This window comes from Muricoccus harenae, from assembly GCF_009848505.1.
In the GTDB taxonomy this organism is placed as follows: domain Bacteria; phylum Pseudomonadota; class Alphaproteobacteria; order Acetobacterales; family Acetobacteraceae; genus Roseomonas; species Roseomonas harenae.
In genome coordinates this window covers 1-17,827 of the sequence record NZ_WWDL01000027.1, presented here as the reverse complement: position 1 = coordinate 17,827, position 17,827 = coordinate 1, and the positions used below count along the sequence as shown (strand labels likewise).

Sequence of the window (17,827 nt, the reverse complement as noted above, 5' to 3'; positions counted from 1 at the left end):
TTCAGCCCGGCACCCGCCTCAAGGCACCGCCTCCACCGCAATCCGCCCTGCATTCTGCCGCGCGAAGAAGCCCGGCCGGTACATGTCGCGCACCTCCGCCCCCGGCAGCTCGAACTGCCCCGCCGTGACCGCCCGTACCCGCACGGCGTAGCGCGCCACTGGTGCCTGCGGCGTCAGCGTCACCGCCGCCGCGAAGCGATCATCCAGCGCCGGGAAAGCCTCGGCCGCCGTCAGCTCGCCCAGGAAGGGCATCCCCGCCACTTCTCCTTCCGGCAACCGCCCGACGATCTCCCACCCCGCCGGCAACCCCTGCTGGACCATGGCCCGATGCATCTCCCCGGTTTCCGACCGTGCCTCCACCTGCATCACGAACACCTGGTTCTGCCGCAGCGTATCGAGGTTCACCGCCGAGCCATCCGTGTTGAAGAAGCGCCGCAGGATACGCAGGCCCTGCCGTCCCGCCGCTGGCGGCTGCACCGGCAGCCCGGCCACCGAAACCGCCTGCGGCACCGCCCGGTCGCCCAGGTTCCGCACCTCCGCCGCCCCGTCCAGCACCGCCGACACCACCGGCGCCTGCGCCAGCTCCCGCCCGCCCAGCGAAACCCGCACCGGCCGCCCGTCGCGCCCAAGCGACGCCGCCAGCAGCACCGCCCAGGACGCCTCCTGCGTGGAGGCCGCCTCCGGCGTCAGCTCCGCCCCCGGCAGCCGCGAAACCGCCTCGGCAACGCGCCCGGCCAGCACGCCGCTCTCCTTCAGCAGCAGCGCCACCGCCAGCGAATCCCGCGCGGCACTCCCGTAATCCTCGTGCCAGGGCCGCCGCGCCGGCGCCGACAGCGCCGCGGCAAACGCCTCCTCCGCCCGCGGCCGGTCGCCCATCCGCGCAAAGGCGGAGGCCAGCTGCGCCTTGGCCAGCGGCGTCGGCAGCTCGTCCAGGATCTCGAACAACCGCCGTGCCGCCCCCGGAAGCCCGCGCCCGGCCATGGCCAGCACATGCATCCGATAGGCCTGCACCGCCTTCTCCAGCGGCTCGTCATAGCTGCGGTTGTCGGCATCATCTCGGATGCTCTTCAGCAGCGCCTCCAGCGGCGCCTCCGGCACCACCACCCCCGCCGCCCGCGCCCGCAGCAGCGCCTCCGCCCCATAGGAGGTCACGAAGGAATCCGCCGGCCCGTTCGTGGACCACAGCGCCAGGCTCCCGTCGAAGCGCTGCTTGTCGAGGATCTGCGCCACCGACCGCTGCATCCCCAGGTCCCGGTCGGGCGCCGCCTCGAAGCCCAGCAGCGCCATCAGCCGGCTCGCCGCCTGCTCCCCGCAGGCAAAGGGAAAGTCGACATTCACCCGCATCAGCGCCGCCGGATCATAGCGCACCGGCTGCCCCCAGGTGGCGCGCACGCTTGCCGTCCCGGGGAAAAACCGCGCCAGGTCCGGTCCCACGCGCGTCATCCCGCCCGCCGGCACGGAGCCCGCCAGCACCTCCCGCGAAAGCGCCCGCGGCGAGCGCAGCGTGAACCGGCTCTCATGCGTCGCGCTGTATCCGCCCGGTCCGGAGACGGCGACGCGCACCACCCCCTCGCCCGCGCCCGTCACCCGCAAGGTCGCCGCCGGAAGCGCCCGCGCCCCTTGCGCCAGCTCCCCGCCCAGCGACCCACCGCCCTCCACCGAAAGCGGCCCCTCCACCGTCACCGAGGCCCTCACCCCGCCCCCCGGCAGGTCGAGGTTGTGCAGCAGCACCGGCATCCGCGCCTCGTCTCCCGGCGCCAGGAAGCGCGGCAGCAGCGCCTCCGCCACCACCGGGTCGCGCACCGTCACAGCCCGCGAGCCGGACCCCACCCGCTCGCCAGACCAGGCCACCGCCATCAGCCGCAGCTCGCCGTTGAACTCCGGCAGGTCGAGCGGCACCACCACCCGCCCATCAGCCCCCACGGCCACAACGCCCGAGAACAGCGACACCACCCGCTGCGGCGGCTGCACCCCCGCCGTATCAAGGTCGTCGTCGCCACCCTGCCGCAGCACCGTCGCCTCGCCCTCGGCGGGCGCGATCAGCCGCCCGTAATCATCCCGGATATCCAGCCCCAGCTTCCGCCGCCCGAGGAAATGCGCCGCCGGATCGGGCGAGCGGAACCGCGTCAGCCGCAGGATTCCCTCATCCACCGCCGCCAGCGTCAGCCAGGCCGAGCCGCCCGCATTCGCCACCCGAACCGGCACCTCCACCCGCTGCCGCGGCCGCAGCAGCGCCTCGCCCTCCAGCGCCACCTCCAGCTGCCGCGCCGCCGGATCCAGCCCCACCCAAGCCAACCCGATCGCGCGTCGCGGCGCAGTCGCGCCTGAAGCAGCCGCCGCGCCCTGTGCCCCTGCTGCGGCCTCGCCCGGCCGGAACACCGTCACCGCCACCCAGGCCCCTGGCCCCCAGGCAGCCTCCACCGGAACCTCCACCTCGGCCCCGCCCGCCGGCACATCCACATCCCGCACGGACAGCACCCGACCCGTCAGCACGGCGATGCTGGCCCGCCCGGCGAAAGGCGGCGTCACCCGCAGCCGCGCCGTTTCCCCGGCGGCATAGCCACGCCGGTCGGCCGCCACGTCCACCTTGTCCGGCACCGCCGGATCATCCGACCCCGTCCAGCCCGAACGGAACCGCAGCGAGGCAATCCCCATCCCCCCCGGCTGCGTCACCTCCAGCCGGTACCGCCCGAAGCCCACCCGCCGCGCGAAGCGCGCGGGCCGTCCCGGCGCCGCCGTCAACTCGGCGGAATCCACCGGCTCGTCCTGCCAGACCGTCGCATAGCGCGCCGTGCCGTTGATCACCGTCAGCCGCCAGCTTGGCCGCTCCCGCACCAGCCGCGCCCGCAGCCGCCCCGCCAGCGCCTCCCCGGTCGGCGAAACCAGCGCCGCCTCGACAACCGCCTCCGCCCCGTCATCGACGCTGCCATCGCGGAAACCCGGACGCAGCGCCACGAAGGGCTGCACCGAAAGCACCGGCACGGTCGCGGCCGCCTTGCTCCCGCGCCCTCCCGGCTCCGCCATCACCACCGCCACCTCGGCCCGCAGCGGTCGCGACGTATCCGGCAGGTTCGGCAGGGAAAGCTGCACCGAGCCCTTCCCCTGCGCATCCGCGGCCCCGATCTCGAAGCTCTGCAGCCCGCCGTCGAAAGGCTCCTCCGCCAGGCCGAAGCGCCAGCCCTTCCACGCCTCGAAGGGCTCCGGATCGACCGCCAGCCGCATCTCCGCACTGCCCGTCAGCCCCGCCCCCGGCGCCCCATAGAGGAACCGCGCCTCCACCGGCAGCGACAGCGGCGCCCCGGCCGTCAGCGGCCCCGGCGCCGGCCCCGCCTTCACCTCCAGCCGTTCCGGCACGAAGGCCTCCACCTGGAAGGGGATGGTGGCGATCGGCGGCCGGTTTGGATCGGTCAGCGCCTCCACCACCCAGCCGCCGGCCGGCGCCCCGGCGGAAAGCCGGATCGGCCACAGCACCACGCCTTCCGGCCCGCGCTCCGGCACCGTCTCCGCCGCCACCTGCCCATTGGGCCGCTTCAGCCGCAGCCGGATCGGCAGGTCCAGCACCCGGCCGGACGGATCGCGCGGCAGCAGCGAGAGATTCACCACCTCCCCCGGCCGGTAGATCCCACGGTCCAGCCAAAGAAACGCATCCACCGGCCCCGGATAATCCCGCCCCGTCACCCCACGGTCGGAAAGGTCGAAGGAGGCCGCCTCAAGGTCCAGCGCGACTAGATCCTCGCCCAACTGCGCATGCAGCGCGACGGGCGCCACCGGCCCCTCCCCCCGCAGCAGCGCACCCCCGAAGCGGACCACCCCATCCGCCCCCGTCTCCACCTCAGCCAAAATATCGTTGTTCCGCGCCATCAGCGCGACCTTCACCCCCGGCTTAGGCCGCGCATCCCCCAGCCCGCGCGCCTGCACCGCCAGCCCCTCGCTGCCGCGCCAGGCCGTCAGCCCCAGATCGGTTGCCATGATCGGCAGCGCCGCCGTGTCCTGCGTGTTCTGCTGCCCATCCGCGGCATTGCGCGCGATCAGCACGAACAGCCCCGGCCCGAATCCGGTCAGCGCCTCGGGCAGCGGCAGCACCGTCCGCTGCATCCGGTTGCGCTGGAAGCGCGGAACATCCGCACGCCCCTCCCACACCACCCGCCCACGGCTTTCCGGGATTTCCTCCGCCTGCCAGCCGGACAGCTCCTCGCCGAGGCGCGTGTTCTGCGTCAGCGGAACCAGCCCGCGCTCGCTCACCCGCACCAGCCGCAGATGCAGCGTCTCGATGTTCATCGTGCCCACGGAAACCCGCGGCGCCGCCCCGCGCGGCAGGATGAAGGCACGCTGGTCGAAGGCAATGCGCGCCCGCCGGTCGGGCATGGAGACATCCACCGGCAGGTCGGCCCGCAGGTTCACCCCGCCCGCCCCCGGCATCCCGCCCCGCAGCACCAGCCGCGTCCTCTGCCCCCAGGGCAGCCCCGCCACGCAGAGCTGATCCCTTTCGCGTACCACCGCCAACCCCGGAATGGCCGGCTCCGCCCGTACCCAGTCCTCCGGCTGCCAGGAATTTCCAACCTGCGGCGCCACGGTGAAGGAAAGGCAAGCCCGCGCGGGCTCCGCCTCCGGCTCCACCCGCACCCGCCGCAGCATCATCCCCGCCGTCCGCCGCGCCTCCACCAGCGCCGTCCGCGTCGCGGCATCATTCGGCAGCCGCTCGGCCACCGCCTCCAGCACCTGGATCACCTGTACCCAGCGCTCCTGCGCCCGAAGCGCATCCGCCATCAGCTGCAGGGAAGCCACCTCCGGCTCCCCCGCCGGCACGATGTCGAAGTTCCGCTGCGCCGCCAGCAGCGCCTTCGCCGGATCCGCCGGCACCCGCGCCAGCGCGGCACGCCCGAGCGCGAGCCACATCTCCGGCCGGACATCGCCCATGCCCAGCCGCTCCTCCCAGGCCGCGATCGCCGCCGCCCAGTCCTTGCGCCCCTCCGCCTGCTGCGCCCGCTGCTCCGCGCCCGCGCGCTGCGCCGCCGTCCCGCCCGCCGGAAAGCGCCGCGTCAGCCCCGCCGCAAAGCGCTCGCTATCCGCCGAAAGCCCCGGCAGCTCGAAGCCCTGCGCCCATGCCTGGCCAGCACTCAGCAGCATGACGACGATACCCATGAGACGAAGCAGGCGCATGGCAACCACCGGGACGTTTCCTCCCGGAACCTTGCCACAATGCAACCGAGTCCCCGCACCCGTAATGCGCGAGCCGCCCGCCCGGCCCTGCGCGCGGCGTTCTGCGCCGCAAGGCCAGCCCTGCTATCCCCGCGCCCGGTGCCCTGAAGCCTTCGCCCCCGCATCCGGCGCCAGCCGCGCCGCCATCGGTGCCGCCAGCAGCGCCGGCAGCGCCGCGCCCAGGAAGGCCACGGCAAAATCCGCCACGGCCGGCTCCGCCCGCCCGAACACCGCCGCCGAGGCCGCCAGCCAGGCCGCCCCCCAGGTCACGCCCAGCGCCATCGAAAGCTGCTGCGCCGTCGCCGCGATCGAGGTCCCCGCCGAAAGCTTCCCTGGCGGCAGATCCACATAGGTCAGCGAGTTGGAGGAGGTGAACTGCAGGCTCCGCACCAGCCCCGCCAACGCCAGCACGAGGAACACTGCCCAAAGCGGCCATTCCGGGGTGAAGGTCGCGCAGACGACGAGGGAAAGCGCCACCACCACTGCATTCCAGGTCAGCACGTTGCGAAAGCCGAAAAGCCGCAGCGCCACGCTCGTCATCGGCTTCATCGCCAGCGCCCCCAGCGCGCTCGCCAGCGTCACCAGCCCGGACGCGGTCGCGGAGGCCCCGAAGCCCAGCTGCAGGAACAGCGGCAGCAGAAAGGGCACCGCCCCCGCCCCGATGCGGAACAGGCTCCCCGCCCCGACCGCGATGCGGAAGGCCGGCACCGCGAACAGCCCGAGGTCCAGGGCGGGGTAAGGCGCCCGCCGCAGCCACCGCAGCGCCATCCAGGCCAGCACCACCCCCGCCAAGAAGCCCAGCACCGGCATCCAGGCCGGCAGGACCCCGCGCCCCACCGTCTCCGCCCCGAACATCAGGGCGGCCAGCGAACTGCCGATCAGCGTCACCCCCACCACGTCCAGCTTCGGCGGCCGCGCCTCCCGCGGGGCCTGGATGAAGCGCCACACCGCCAGCAGACCCAGCGCCGCGACCGGCAGGTTGATCCAGAACACTGCCCGCCAAGACACGGTGTCTGTCAGCAGCCCGCCCAGCGGCGGCCCCAGGATCGGCCCCAGGAGCGCCGGCATAGTCAGCCAGGTGGTCGCCTTCACCACCTCCTCCGGCCGCACCTGCCGCATCAGCAGCAAGCGCGCGACGGGCACCATCATCGCCCCGCCCAGCCCCTGCAGCACCCGCGCTGCCACCAGCTCCCCCAACCCCCGCGAAAGCCCGCAAAGCGCCGAGGCGAGGGCGAAGACCGCGATCGCCACCATAAAGACCCGCTTCGCCCCGAACCGGTCCGCCACCCAGCCCGAGAGCGGGATGAACACCGTCAGCGCCACGAGATAGGAGGTGATCGCCGCCGAAAGATGCAGCGGCTCGGAATTCAGGTCCCGCGCCATCGCCGGCAGCGCCGTCGCGATCACGCTGGAATCCAGGTTCTGCATTATCAGCGCCGAGGCCACGATCACCGCCGTCAGCCGCGCATTCGCCGGTGGCGCGGGAAGGGGATCCTCCGGCATGCCCGCAACACCTTCGGCCGCATCGAGTCCCGAAACCGCCACCACGCCCCCCGATACGCCCCGCCGCACCCGCGGCCACTCCCAGGATGCGCCCTGGGCGCCCCGCCTTGAAGCCCCACCCCGAGCCCCACCCGGGCCACCCACCCGCGAGCCCGCCCGATCAGCCCCCGGTCACCGCCCCCGCGCCTCCCCAGGCACCCGCCTGCCCATCCGTGCAGAAGCCGCCTCCCAGGCCTGTTGCCCCACGCTTCATGCATCCCCGCCATGCCTTGCAACCGCCCGGCGCCGCGCGCATTTTCCGCCTATGGACCAATCGGCAGGCGAAGCGCGCCGCATCCCCCTCCACACTCCGGAAGATTTCGAAGGCATGCGCCGCGCAGGCCGCCTCGCGGCCGAGTGCCTGGACATGATCACCCCCTATGTCCGCCCCGGTGCCACCACCGGCCAGCTCGACCAGCTCTGCCACGACTTCATGCTCGACCATGGCGCCACCCCGGCGACGCTCGGCTATCGCGGCTACACCAAGTCCTCCTGCATCAGCATCAATCACGTCGTCTGCCACGGCATCCCCGGCGACCGTGTGTTGGTGGATGGCGACATCCTGAACATCGACGTCACCCCGCTGCTCGATGGCTGGCACGGCGACAGCTCGCGCATGTATGTCGCCGGCACGCCCTCGACCAAGGCGAAGCTGCTGATGGACGTCACCTATGAAAGCCTGATGCGCGGCATCGCGGCGGTGAAGCCCGGCGCCACCCTCGGCGACATCGGCAACGCCATCCAGAGCTATGTCGAGAAGCACCGCTTCTCCGTGGTGCGCGACTTCTGCGGCCATGGCGTCGGCCGCAAGTTCCACGCGCCGCCAAACATCCTCCATTTCGGCCGCCCCGGCGAAGGCCCCGCCCTCAAGCCCGGCATGTTCTTCACAATCGAGCCGATGGTGAATGCCGGCCGCTCCGAGGTGAAGGTGCTCGACGACGGCTGGACGGCCGTCACGCGGGATCGCAGCCTCTCCGCCCAGTTTGAGCACATGGTGGGCGTCACCGAGATCGGCTGCGAGGTCTTCACCCTCTCCCCCGCCGGCCTGCACAAGCCGCCCTACGTCACCGCCGCCGCAACATGACCCTCCCGGCACGGTTGATCGAGGGATATCGCGGCTTCCGCCATACCCGGTTCCGGCGCGAGCGCGACCACTATGCGCGCCTCGCGGAAGCCGGCCAGCGACCCTCCACCCTGATGATCGCCTGCGTCGACAGCCGCGTCGCGCCTGAGGTCGTCTTCGACACCGACCCGGGCGAGATGCTTGTCGTCCGCAACGTTGCGAACCTGGTCCCGCCCTACCAGCCGGATGCCAATTATCACGGCACCTCGGCTGCCATCGAATTCGCAGTCCGCCAGCTCCAGGTGCGCCACATCGCCGTCACCGGCCACGCCTCCTGCGGCGGCATCAACGCCTTCCGCCAGAACCACCTGAACGGCCTGCACGCGGCCCATGGCGACTTCGTCGCCCGGTGGATGGAGCTGATCGCTCCGGCCACCCGGCTCGCCCGCACCTGCGAAGGCGTCGACCCCCTGCAGGACCAGACGGCGATGGAGCTCGCCTCCATCCGCCAGTCCCTGATCAACCTCCGCACCTTCCCCTGGCTCGCCGAACGTGAGCACGCCGGCGACCTCGCCCTGCACGGCCTCTGGTTCGACGTCGCCGATGGCAGCCTCTGTGTGCTGGACGAGGCGAGCGGCACTTTCAACCCGCTGGACGACGCGCCCCAGGCCTGACGCCAGCGGCCCCGCGCCGCGTCAGCCCGCGAGCCGCCGCCGCAGGAAGATCGTGCCCGCGATGGGCGTGTCGTAATACGGCGCGATCGGCTCAAACCCCACCGCCCGGTAAAGCGCGATGGCCCCGGCCATGCCGGGCAGCGTGTCCAGCCGCATCTCGCGATAGCCGATCCGCGCCGCCTCGCCGATAACGGCCTCGACCAGCGCCCGGCCGAGACCAAGGCCGCGCGCCCGGGGCGAGACATAGAGCCGCTTCATCTCGCAGCAGCCCAGGGGCGCAAGCGGCCAGAGCCCCACGCATCCCAGCGGCTCCCCCGCCCCGCCCCGCGCCAGCAGCAGGGCGCCCTCCGGCGGCGCATAGCGTCCCGGCAACCCGGCCAGCTCCGCCGCGAAATCCTGGTAGCCCAGATCGACGCCGAGCGAGGCTGCATACTCCTCGAACAGCCCCTTCGCGGCCTCGAGATCCCCGGCAGTCCCGACAGCGCCGATCCGAAAGATGTCCTCCGCCATGCGGCCAGCCTGTCGCCCTGCGGCCTCCGCGGCAAGGCCCGCCGCAGCCCTCCTGCCGGCGCCTTACCCCGCATCGCGTCCGTCCTCGCCCTCGCGCCGGAGGTGCTGCCCGGCATCTACTCGGCGACGAAGAGCTACATCCTCACCCTCTCCCAGGCGCTGCAGGCGGAATTCGGAGCACGCGGCCTCTACGTGCAGGCTGTCCACCCCGCCGCCATGTGCACGGAGATCGGGGAGCGCTCCGGCTATTCGCCCGATTCCATCCCCGGCATGATGCCGGTGGGCGATCTGGTGGATGCCGCCCTCGTCGGCTTCGACCGCCGCGAACCCGTCACCATCCCGCCCCTGCCCGAGGAATCGGACTGGACCAGCCTCGACGCCACCCACCTCGCCCTGCAGCCGAAATTCCGCCGGGAACGTCCCGCCGCATGCTACCTCGCCTGACCGCCGGAGGCCGGGGCGCCGCCATGGACAAGCCACCCGCCCCGGCCCCATCCTTCGCGCATCACGGGAACAGGAGGCGGGCTTGCCCCCCAGGCGCGGCATGGAGGAGGCGAGCCCGCTCTTCACCACCCTTCCCGACCTCCAACCCCTCTCCACGCCGCGCCCACCGCCTGAAGCGGCCTAGGGCCCCGAGGGTCACCGCAAGCGCCTCCGCGAGAAGCTCCTCCGCGCCGGCCCCGCCGCCCTGGCCGACTACGAGCTGCTGGAGATGCTCCTCTTCCTCGCCCTCCCGCGCATCGACACCAAGCCGCACGCCAAACGCCTGATCGCCCGCTTCGGCTCCGCCGGCCGCGCCCTTTCCGCCGCCGAGCACGACCTCCGCGCCGTGGAAGGCATCGGCGATTCGGCCATCGCCGCGCTGCGTCTCGTCCAGGCCGCCGCCCTCAAGCTCCTCGCCGAGGAAGTCCGCGACCAACCCGTCCTCAACAATTGGGACCGTCTGGTCGCCTATCTCACCGCCGCCATTTCGCGCGAACCGGTCGAGCAGTTCCGCGTCCTCTTCCTCGACAGCCGCAACCGCCTCCTCGCCGACGAACCGCAAGCCCGCGGTACCGTCAACCACACCCCCGTCTATCCGCGCGAGGTCGTCCGCCGCACCCTCGAACTCGGCGCCACCGCCCTCATCCTCGTGCACAACCACCCCTCGGGAGACCCTACCCCCTCCCGCGCTGACATCGAGATGACGGCAGAGATCAAGGCCGCCGCCGCCATCCTCGGCATCACGGTCCATGACCACATCATCATCGGCAACGGCCGCCATCTCTCCTTCCGTCGCGAAGGTCTGCTCTGACCGCAGGCGTGGACGATTGACCCGCCGCCCGACCTGCGCCCAACCTTCAACGATGCGCGCCCCCCTCGTCGCGGCCCTCCCCGCCCTGCTGCTCGTCGCCAGCCCGGGCCTCGCCCAGCTGGTGCCAGCCCCCGGCAAGCCACCGCCCCTCGGCGCGCCCGGGCCGCAGGACACCCCACCTCCATCCACCGGTGCGCCCATTGGCAAGCCGCCGCCGCTCTACGACATGCCAGACCCGGCCCCGCGCCGTCCCGGCCCGCCCTCGCGCCCCGAATCCCGCCCGCGCCCACCTGCGAACACACCCCCCGGCAATGGCCCCGCCGGCAAGCCACCGCCGCTCGGTCCCAACGAAACCACGCCCCCCAGGGGCCGCGAGGTCTCGTCCGGCACCGGCTTCGTCGTCGCCGACCGCCAGGCCCTCACCAACGACCATGTTGTGCGGGATTGCCGCAGCATCCGTGCCCGCAACGCCGAAGGGCGCGAGATCACCGCCACCATCCGCGCCACCGACACAGTCCGGGACCTCGCCCTGCTCGACCTGCGCGAAGCCGCCGGCCCGCCGCTCACCTTCCGCAGCGGCCCCGACATCCGCCGTGGCGATTCCGTCGTGACCTACGGCTTCCCGCTCGCGGGCATGCTCGCCTCTGGTCCCACCCTGACCACCGGCGCCATTTCCGCCCTCGCTGGCCTCGCCGACAACCGCGCGCACTTCCAGATCAGCGCGCCGGTGCAGCCCGGCAATTCGGGCGGCCCGCTGCTCGACCTGTCAGGCAATGTCGTCGGCATCATCACCAGCAAGCTGAACGCCCAGCGCGTGGCGCAGCGCACCGGCGACATCCCGCAGAACGTGAACTTCGCGGTGAAAACCGAGGAGGCGCTCGCCTTCCTGCGGGAACAGAGCGTCCGCCCCCGCACCGCCGCCAGCGCCACCCAGCGCGACGCGGCCGGGGTGGGCGAGGCCGTCCACCCCTCGGTGCTCTTCCTGCGCTGCCTGCGCTAGAAATCCGGGCCCGGCAGCTCGCCCGCGGCGCAGTGCCGGAAGGCCGCGCCTCCCGGCACCAGAGCCGCTCCTAGCTCCCCCGCGCCGCCGCCGCGATCTCGGTCGCGAAGGCCCGCGCATCCACGCCCGAGGCGCCATTTCTCGGCATCGTCACCTGCACCCGCAGGAAGCGCCCGGCGGCAACGCCCACGCAGACCTGCCGCTCCACCTGCAACCGCCCGAAGCGTCCCTCCAGGAAGGCGCAGGACAGGTCGCCCCCGCGCGCCGGCACCGGCCCGCGGGAGGCTATGGTCAGCTCGCGTCCGGTCCGGTCGGAGGGCAGCGCCGTGCCTTCGCTCACCGCCCGCTCCACCTCCGGCGGCAGGTCCGCCGCCGTCACATTCGGCTTGCCACTGTCATAGACGAAGACATGCCCCACCGCGACGCGCCCGCCGGTGGCGTATTCCACCACCTTCCCCGCCGTGGGATCGCCCGGGGCGACATCCACCGTCGCCCCCCGCTCGAAGCCAGCCGCGCCGGCCGGAAGCCGCGCCAGCACCGTCTCCAGGGGCGGCCGCTCCCGCTGCGTGCGGGCACCCTCCGCCTCCTGATCCACGGCGCAGCCGGCCAGCAACGCCGGCAGCGCCACGAGCGCGAGGCGGCACAGCACCGCCCCGCCAAGCCGTCCCTTCGTCAACCGGCCGCCCTCAATGGGCCACGGCATGGGGCGCCGGCACCGGCAGCCCCAGGTTCAACGTCGCATTGGCCATGATCAGGCCCTCCCACAGCAGTTCAAAGCCGATATAGGCGATTAGCGCGACGCCGAGATAGGCGATCCACTTGTAGCGATCCAGAACCCGCGCGAGCAGCCCGCCCAGAAGCCCCATCATCACGATGGAAATCGCCAGGCCCACGATCAGCAACGTGATGTTGCTGCGCGCGACGGCCGCCACCGCCAGCACGTTGTCAAGGCTCATTGAGACATCGGCCAGGATGATCTGCCACAGCGCCGCCATCAGCGTCTTGTCGTGATGCGCGGTCCCTTCGGTCGCCTCCTCCTGCTGCGAGTGGCGCAGCTCCATGAAGAAGTTGAACGCGATGTAGAGCAGTGCCACGCCGCCCAGGATGTCGATCCACCACAGCTCCAGAAGCTGCTGCGCGATCAAGGAGAAGAGGATGCGCAGCACCGCCGCGGCGGCAATGCCGAACATCACCGCCTTGTTGCGCTGGCTCTCCGGCAGCCCCGCCGCCGCCAGCCCGATCACAACCGCGTTGTCGCCCGACAGGATGATGTTGAGCCACATGATCTCGAGGAGCTGCGGCAATGCGGAAGTGATGGATTCCATGAACGTCTCCGGTCAGGCCAAGGCAGCGCCACCGGGCGCCGCCTAGCCTCGTCTCTGCAGGGAACCGGACGCCGCTCCACAATCCCGGTAGAACGCGTCCGCGCGCGGACCCTAGACCGCACCCCCTGCACGCAAAAGCGCCGCCCGGTCTCCCGGGCGGCGCCAACTGCCTTACATGACTGGATCTTAACGGCCCCGCCACATCCGGGCGGAACCCCCTGCTAATGCGCCGCCGGAGGCGCCGCAGGCGTGCCGTTGAAGAAGTTCATCACCTCGCCGGAACCGGCATAGATCATCTCCAGCGCCACGTAGAGGATCACGAGCAGACCCACCCAGGCGATCCAGCGATGTTTCTCCAGCAGCTTCGCGATGAAGGTCGCGGCAACGCCCATCAGCACCACCGAGATGGCGAGGCCGATGACGAGCACGTCCAGATGGTCCTTCGCTGCGCCGGCCACAGCCAGCACGTTGTCGAGCGACATGGACACGTCCGCGACAAGGATCTGGATGATCGCCTGCCTCAGCGTCTTCCTCGGCGCTCCCGCATCCGCCGTCTCGTCGCCCGCTACCAACTCCGCGCCCTGGTGCTGCTCATGCCCCTGCCGCAGCTCGCGGTACATCTTCCAGCACACCCACAGCAGCAGAAGCCCACCGAACAGCGTGAGGCCAATGATCGCGAGGAGTTGCGTCGTGATGGCCGCGAAGCCGATGCGCATGATCGTGGCGGCAACGATGCCCCAAAAGATCGCCTTGCGCCGCTGCTCCGCTGGCAGCCCCGCAGCCGCCATGCCGACGACGATCGCGTTGTCGCCCGCGAGCACCAGGTCGATCAGTAGGACCTGTCCCAAGGCGATGAACCAATCCGCTCCCATCCGCGATCCGCCTTCCCCTGCCGGGTCCCTCGCCACCGAGGGCGGGCACCGGCCATGAATGAACGCGCCCCCGCCGCATGACGGGAACGCCAGCCGCGCCATCGCGGCCTGCCGCAACAGATAGCGGCCAGAGCCGCATAAACAATGAGCAATCTTACAGCAACCATTGAACCACGGTCCGTTTCTAACCATGAGCCGGCCGCCCCCGCCTCACCGGTTGACGTCGCGCCGCCCCCCGGATACCGCCCCCGCGCCGGCACCCCACCGCGATGCTCCCCCGGGCGCCGGCGCCGAGGAGGCATGCCATGGTCCCGCGCTATTCCCGCCCCGAGATGGCGGCCATCTGGTCCCCCGAGGGCCGCTTCCGCATCTGGTTCGAGATCGAGGCCCTCGCCGCCGAGGCCATGGCCGAGTTCGGCACCATCCCGCGCGAATCCGCCGAAGCCATCCGCCGCGAGGGCGACCGCCGCCTCGCCGCCATTTCCCAGGCCGACCTCGACCGCATCGACGAGATCGAGCGCGTCACCCGCCACGACGTCATCGCCTTCCTCACCTGGCTCGGCGAAAAGCGCCCGGATGGCAGCGGAATGGGTGAGCACGCCCGCTTCATGCACCAGGGCATGACCAGCTCCGACGTGCTGGACACCGCCCTGAACCTCCAGCTCGTCCGCGCCGCCGACCTCCTGATCGCGGATATGGACGCGCTCCTGGCCGCGCTGCGCCGCCGCGCCGAGGAGCACGCCCTGACGCCGACCATCGGCCGCTCCCACGGCATCCATGCCGAGCCGACCACCTTCGGCATCAAGCTCGCCGGCCACTGGGCCGAATTCGCCCGCTGCCGCGCCCGCCTGGTCGCTGCCCGCGCCGAAGTGGCCACCTGTGCCATCTCCGGCCCCGTCGGCACCTTCGCCAGCGTGGACCCACGCGTGGAGGCCTTCGTCGCGCAGAAGCTCGGCCTTCGCCCCGAGCCCGTCTCCACCCAGGTCATCCCGCGGGACCGCCACGCCGCCTATTTCTGCGCCCTCGCCGTCGCCGCCAGCGCCCTAGAGCGCCTGGCCACCGAGGTCCGCCACCTCCAGCGCAGCGAGGTCCGGGAAGCCGAGGAGTACTTCCACCCCGGCCAGAAGGGCTCCTCCGCGATGCCCCACAAGCGCAACCCGGTCCTGTCGGAGAACCTCACCGGCCTTGCCCGCCTCGTCCGCGGCTATGCGATGCCCGCGCTGGAGAACGTCGCCCTCTGGCACGAGCGCGACATCAGCCACAGCAGCGTCGAGCGCGTCATTGGCCCCGACGCCACCATCGCCCTGGACTTCGCCCTGATGCGCGCCGCCGGCATGATGGAGAAGCTGACCGTCTACCCCGAGCGCATGAAGGCCAACCTGGAAAGCCTCGGCGGCGTGGTGCACAGCCAAAAGGTGCTGCTCGCCCTTACCCAGGCAGGCATGTCGCGCGAGGACGCCTATGCCACGGTCCAGCGCAACGCCATGGCCACCTGGGAAAACCTCGGCACCCCACAGGGCCGCAGCTTCCGCGACAACCTCCTGGCCGATCCCAAGGTCACCGCCCTCATCGCCCCCGAGGCGCTGGACGGCGTGATGGACCCGCAGCGCGACTTCACCCATGTCCGCGCCACCCTCGACCGAGTCTTCGCCGAAGCGGCCTGAGGGAAGGCCTGCCGAGAGGCGCGCGGCGGTCTCAAAAGCTTGATCCGCCGCCGCCGCAATGGGGCAGCCCGCGCCTCCGTTCTGCCCAGATGGATGCCCAGTTTGAGGGTGTCCCCAGCCTGGGTCCCCCGGCCTGCGGTTCCCCGCATGAGGCGTCGAGCCTTGGGGATTTCCCGGCCGGCAACCCGGCCCAAGGAGGAGCGTGAGATGACCCCGTCCCTGCCCAGCCCGTTCCGCGTCGCGCTTGCCGCGGCGGCCGTGGCGGGCGTCCTGGCCGCCGCGCCGCGGCCGGCCGAAGCCATGCCCATCGCGGCGCCCCTGGCGAACGTCGCCGGATCAGTCCAGCCCGTCCAGTACTACTACGCCCCGCCGCCGCCCCGCTATTACGGGCCACCGCGCGGCTACCACCACGGGCACCGCCATTGGCGCCGGCCGCCGCCGCCGGTCTACTACTACGCCCCGCCGCCCCCGCCGCCACGCTACTATGCGCCGCCGCCGGGTGTGGGATTCTACTACCGCTACTAGTCGCGCGTCCCACCCGATGCGCCAGGCCTGAAACGCCGGGGCCGTCCTCTCCGCCAGAGACGGGCGGCCCCGCCTTGACCCTGCAGGCTGCGCCACCGCCACAGCCACCGTGAGCCTGCCGTCACCGTGCCGCCGGACCGCCACGGCCATCGCCCTGCCCGCGACCCTGGCCACCACCCTCACGACCTTGGCCCTGATCGCCACAGCCCAACCCGCCAGCCCGGGCACCTCGCCTGCGCTGCACCGCCCCTAGGCCATCGATCCGCTGCTGCCCCGCGCGGACAGCGCCCTCCCCAACACTGAGCAGGGCGGCCCCCCTAAGGGAGCCGCCCCGCCTATTACTCACGCTGACGAAACAACCGATGCGTCAGCGGCGCGGATTCGTGCCCGTCAGATTGGTCCCAAGCGTATCGTCCGTCGCCCGCCCGGCCGCCGTGCCCGGAGGATTGGCAGCCGTATCATCCGACTGGCTCGGATAGGCGCCCGAGGCATTCGTTCCCGCCGCCCGGTCGAAGGCGCGGCTTGCCTCGGTGCCCGGCGGGTTAGACGAGGTCCCCATGGCGTTGGAGGTCTTCGGATAGACGGTCGTGTCCGCCCGGCTCCGCTCATTCTCCGGATGGGCGCCGGAGACATTGGTCCCCGCCACCTGGTCGACGCCGCGGGACGCCATCGTGCCCGGCGGATTGCCCGGCGTGCCATCCGGCCGGTCACCGACGATCGCGTCGTCCTGGTAGCCGGTCCAGCCGCTCGTCCGGTAATCCGCCTCACGCGCGGTGGTGTCCACCGGGTTGTGGCGGGCCATGATGGCCTCGGCCTCGGCGGCTCGGCTGTCATCCGTCCGCACAGTCACCAGACTGCCGCCACGGCGCAGGCCCTCGGAATAGACATGCGCGTCGCGCTCCTCGACGCCCGCGCCGACCAGGCTGCCCAGCAGGCCGCCAGCCGCGGCACCTGCGCCGGCACCGGCCAGCGCCGCCACCAGCCAGCCCGCGGCCACGATCGGCCCCAGCCCGGGAATAGCCAGCGCGCCAATCCCTGCCAGCACGCCGGCGCCGCCGCCCAGCACCGTGCCGATGGTCGCCCCAGTGCCGGCGCCATTCGCGGTGTCGTCGTGATCCGAAGCCGTGGCGGTCGTGGTGTCGGTGGCCACGCCACCGGTCGTGGTCGTGGTCGTGCCGGTCGCACCGTCATTCGCGACGATGCTGATATCGTCCCGCATGAAGCCCGCGGCCTCCAGCGAACTCACCGCCGAGCTGGCATCGGCATAGGTGTCGTAAAGCCTCGCAATGGTACGGGTGGCCATGTGTCTCTCCTGCATTCGGTTGGTGCGACCCTCGGGCCGCCCGTTATCGTCCTGAGCCGTCGCTGCCGGCGCCTCAGCGCACCTTGTCAGCGAGCCGGCGCGTTGCCCGTCACGACGTTGCCCTGGAAGTCCAGGCCCACATCCGCCGTCTGGCCGCCGCGCATCGCGCGCCCACGCCACACACCGGCCTCATCCTTCTTCAGGTCCTGCACGCCGCTAAAGCCCGCAGCCTCGATCCGGCTGCGCGCCTGCCCCTCGGTGAAGGAATTGGCGCCCGCGGCCGGCGTGGCCGTGGTCCGCGGCGCATCGCCCGGATTGTCCGTCCGCACCGCGGCCTGGTCGTTGTTGTTCTGGCCGGCATTCTGCCCGGTATTGCCGTTGGCCGCCGCACGGTTGGAGGTCGCATCGGCCCCGCGGCCAGTCTCCACCCGCTGGCTGCCGGTCGCGCTGCCCTGCGGCGCCATCTGCGTCGCGGTGCCCGCACGGCTCTGCGAGGCGGCAGGCCCGGTTGTGGTCCCCGGCGCAGCCGTTCCGCCCGGAGCCTGCGTCGCCGGCGCCATGCTCATGGGCGGCTGGGTGGTCTGCTGCGAACCGGGATTCGCAGTGTTCCCCTGCTGGGCCAGGGCCGGCGTGGCCAGGGCGGCAGCGATTGCCAGGGCGGCAACACTCGTGCGCATAGCAGTTTCTCCCATCAATGTTGCGTCCAGCTGCTTCATTGGACCGAAGGCGCAACGGAATTGCGCCTTGCTGTGGGTTAACGCGCCGTCTTGGCAGTCGGCGGCGTGGACTCACGCAGCCGTGAGCCCCCCCCCCCCCGCCCCGCACCCCCGCCCTGCGCCAGAGGCGGTGGCCCTCC

At 72.0% G+C, this 17,827-nt stretch carries 14 protein-coding genes and 1 pseudogene; 7 read left to right on the top strand and 8 right to left on the bottom strand.

Annotation, left to right across the window (positions count from 1 at the left end):
- Positions 1 to 18: 18 nt before the first annotated feature.
- Together GSE44_RS26300 and GSE44_RS18205 are read right to left on the bottom strand one after the other, a co-directional pair.
- Positions 19 to 5,160, bottom strand: a complete 5,142-nt coding sequence (locus tag GSE44_RS26300) for an alpha-2-macroglobulin family protein (RefSeq protein WP_159350259.1) — start codon at positions 5,158 to 5,160, stop codon at positions 19 to 21.
- Between the two features lie 123 nt (positions 5,161 to 5,283).
- Entirely contained in the window at positions 5,284 to 6,702 is a 1,419-nt protein-coding gene (locus GSE44_RS18205) for an MFS transporter (protein ID WP_159350258.1), read from the bottom strand.
- Positions 6,703 to 7,006: 304 nt separating this feature from the next.
- Here GSE44_RS18205 and map point away from each other — a divergent pair, with 304 nt between their 5' ends.
- Both map and GSE44_RS18195 read left to right on the top strand, forming a co-directional pair.
- Complete coding sequence (gene map / locus GSE44_RS18200; protein WP_159350257.1) at positions 7,007 to 7,825, top strand: type I methionyl aminopeptidase; 819 nt, start codon at positions 7,007 to 7,009, stop codon at positions 7,823 to 7,825.
- The gene (locus tag GSE44_RS18195) at positions 7,822 to 8,478 is read left to right on the top strand and encodes a carbonic anhydrase (protein WP_159350256.1); all 657 of its coding nucleotides are present in this window, start codon (positions 7,822 to 7,824) and stop codon (positions 8,476 to 8,478) included. The genes map and GSE44_RS18195 overlap by 4 nt, the downstream gene beginning before the upstream one ends.
- A 21-nt stretch (positions 8,479 to 8,499) precedes the next feature.
- Here the strand turns inward: GSE44_RS18195 and GSE44_RS18190 are convergent, their stop codons facing one another.
- The gene (locus tag GSE44_RS18190; protein WP_159350255.1) at positions 8,500 to 8,988 is read right to left on the bottom strand and encodes a GNAT family N-acetyltransferase; all 489 of its coding nucleotides are present in this window, start codon (positions 8,986 to 8,988) and stop codon (positions 8,500 to 8,502) included.
- A gap of 102 nt (positions 8,989 to 9,090) precedes the next feature.
- Between GSE44_RS18190 and GSE44_RS18185 the strand changes: the two genes are divergently transcribed.
- The 3 genes and pseudogenes from GSE44_RS18185 (at position 9,091) to GSE44_RS18175 (ending at position 11,282) form a co-directional block, all read left to right on the top strand.
- Positions 9,091 to 9,432 carry an SDR family oxidoreductase gene (locus GSE44_RS18185; RefSeq protein WP_159350254.1) on the top strand — a complete coding sequence of 114 codons (342 nt, stop codon included), beginning with the start codon at positions 9,091 to 9,093 and terminating at the stop codon, positions 9,430 to 9,432.
- A gap of 184 nt (positions 9,433 to 9,616) precedes the next feature.
- Positions 9,617 to 10,282: pseudogene (radC, locus tag GSE44_RS18180) on the top strand (RadC family protein); the annotation flags it as partial.
- Between the two features lie 52 nt (positions 10,283 to 10,334).
- On the top strand, positions 10,335 to 11,282 hold the full coding sequence (locus tag GSE44_RS18175) for a S1 family peptidase (RefSeq protein ID WP_159350253.1): 948 nt from the start codon (positions 10,335 to 10,337) through the stop codon (positions 11,280 to 11,282).
- Positions 11,283 to 11,352: 70 nt separating this feature from the next.
- Here GSE44_RS18175 and GSE44_RS18170 read toward each other — a convergent pair whose 3' ends face one another.
- The 3 genes from GSE44_RS18170 to GSE44_RS18160 form a co-directional block, all read right to left on the bottom strand.
- Positions 11,353 to 11,985, bottom strand: coding sequence for a hypothetical protein (locus GSE44_RS18170; protein WP_159350252.1), 633 nt, complete (start codon positions 11,983 to 11,985; stop codon positions 11,353 to 11,355).
- Positions 11,969 to 12,607, bottom strand: coding sequence for a TerC family protein (locus tag GSE44_RS18165; protein WP_159350251.1), 639 nt, complete (start codon positions 12,605 to 12,607; stop codon positions 11,969 to 11,971). The genes GSE44_RS18170 and GSE44_RS18165 overlap by 17 nt, the downstream gene beginning before the upstream one ends.
- Positions 12,608 to 12,828: 221 nt before the next feature.
- Positions 12,829 to 13,479: a TerC family protein gene (locus tag GSE44_RS18160; protein ID WP_159350250.1), complete on the bottom strand. Its 651-nt coding sequence runs from the start codon at positions 13,477 to 13,479 to the stop codon at positions 12,829 to 12,831.
- Positions 13,480 to 13,784: 305 nt separating this feature from the next.
- On the opposite strand from GSE44_RS18160, the gene purB reads away from it, so the two are divergent.
- On the top strand, positions 13,785 to 15,143 hold the full coding sequence (gene purB / locus GSE44_RS18155; RefSeq protein WP_159350249.1) for an adenylosuccinate lyase: 1,359 nt from the start codon (positions 13,785 to 13,787) through the stop codon (positions 15,141 to 15,143).
- 207 nt (positions 15,144 to 15,350) lie between these two features.
- Positions 15,351 to 15,668, top strand: coding sequence for a hypothetical protein (locus GSE44_RS18150; protein WP_159350248.1), 318 nt, complete (start codon positions 15,351 to 15,353; stop codon positions 15,666 to 15,668).
- A gap of 367 nt (positions 15,669 to 16,035) precedes the next feature.
- Here the strand turns inward: GSE44_RS18150 and GSE44_RS26295 are convergent, their stop codons facing one another.
- Complete coding sequence (locus GSE44_RS26295) at positions 16,036 to 16,971, bottom strand: general stress protein (RefSeq protein WP_159350247.1); 936 nt, start codon at positions 16,969 to 16,971, stop codon at positions 16,036 to 16,038.
- Positions 16,972 to 17,057: 86 nt separating this feature from the next.
- Positions 17,058 to 17,648 (bottom strand): hypothetical protein, encoded by a 591-nt coding sequence (locus tag GSE44_RS18140; RefSeq protein ID WP_159350246.1) that lies wholly within the window; start codon positions 17,646 to 17,648, stop codon positions 17,058 to 17,060.
- Positions 17,649 to 17,827 lie beyond the last annotated feature (179 nt).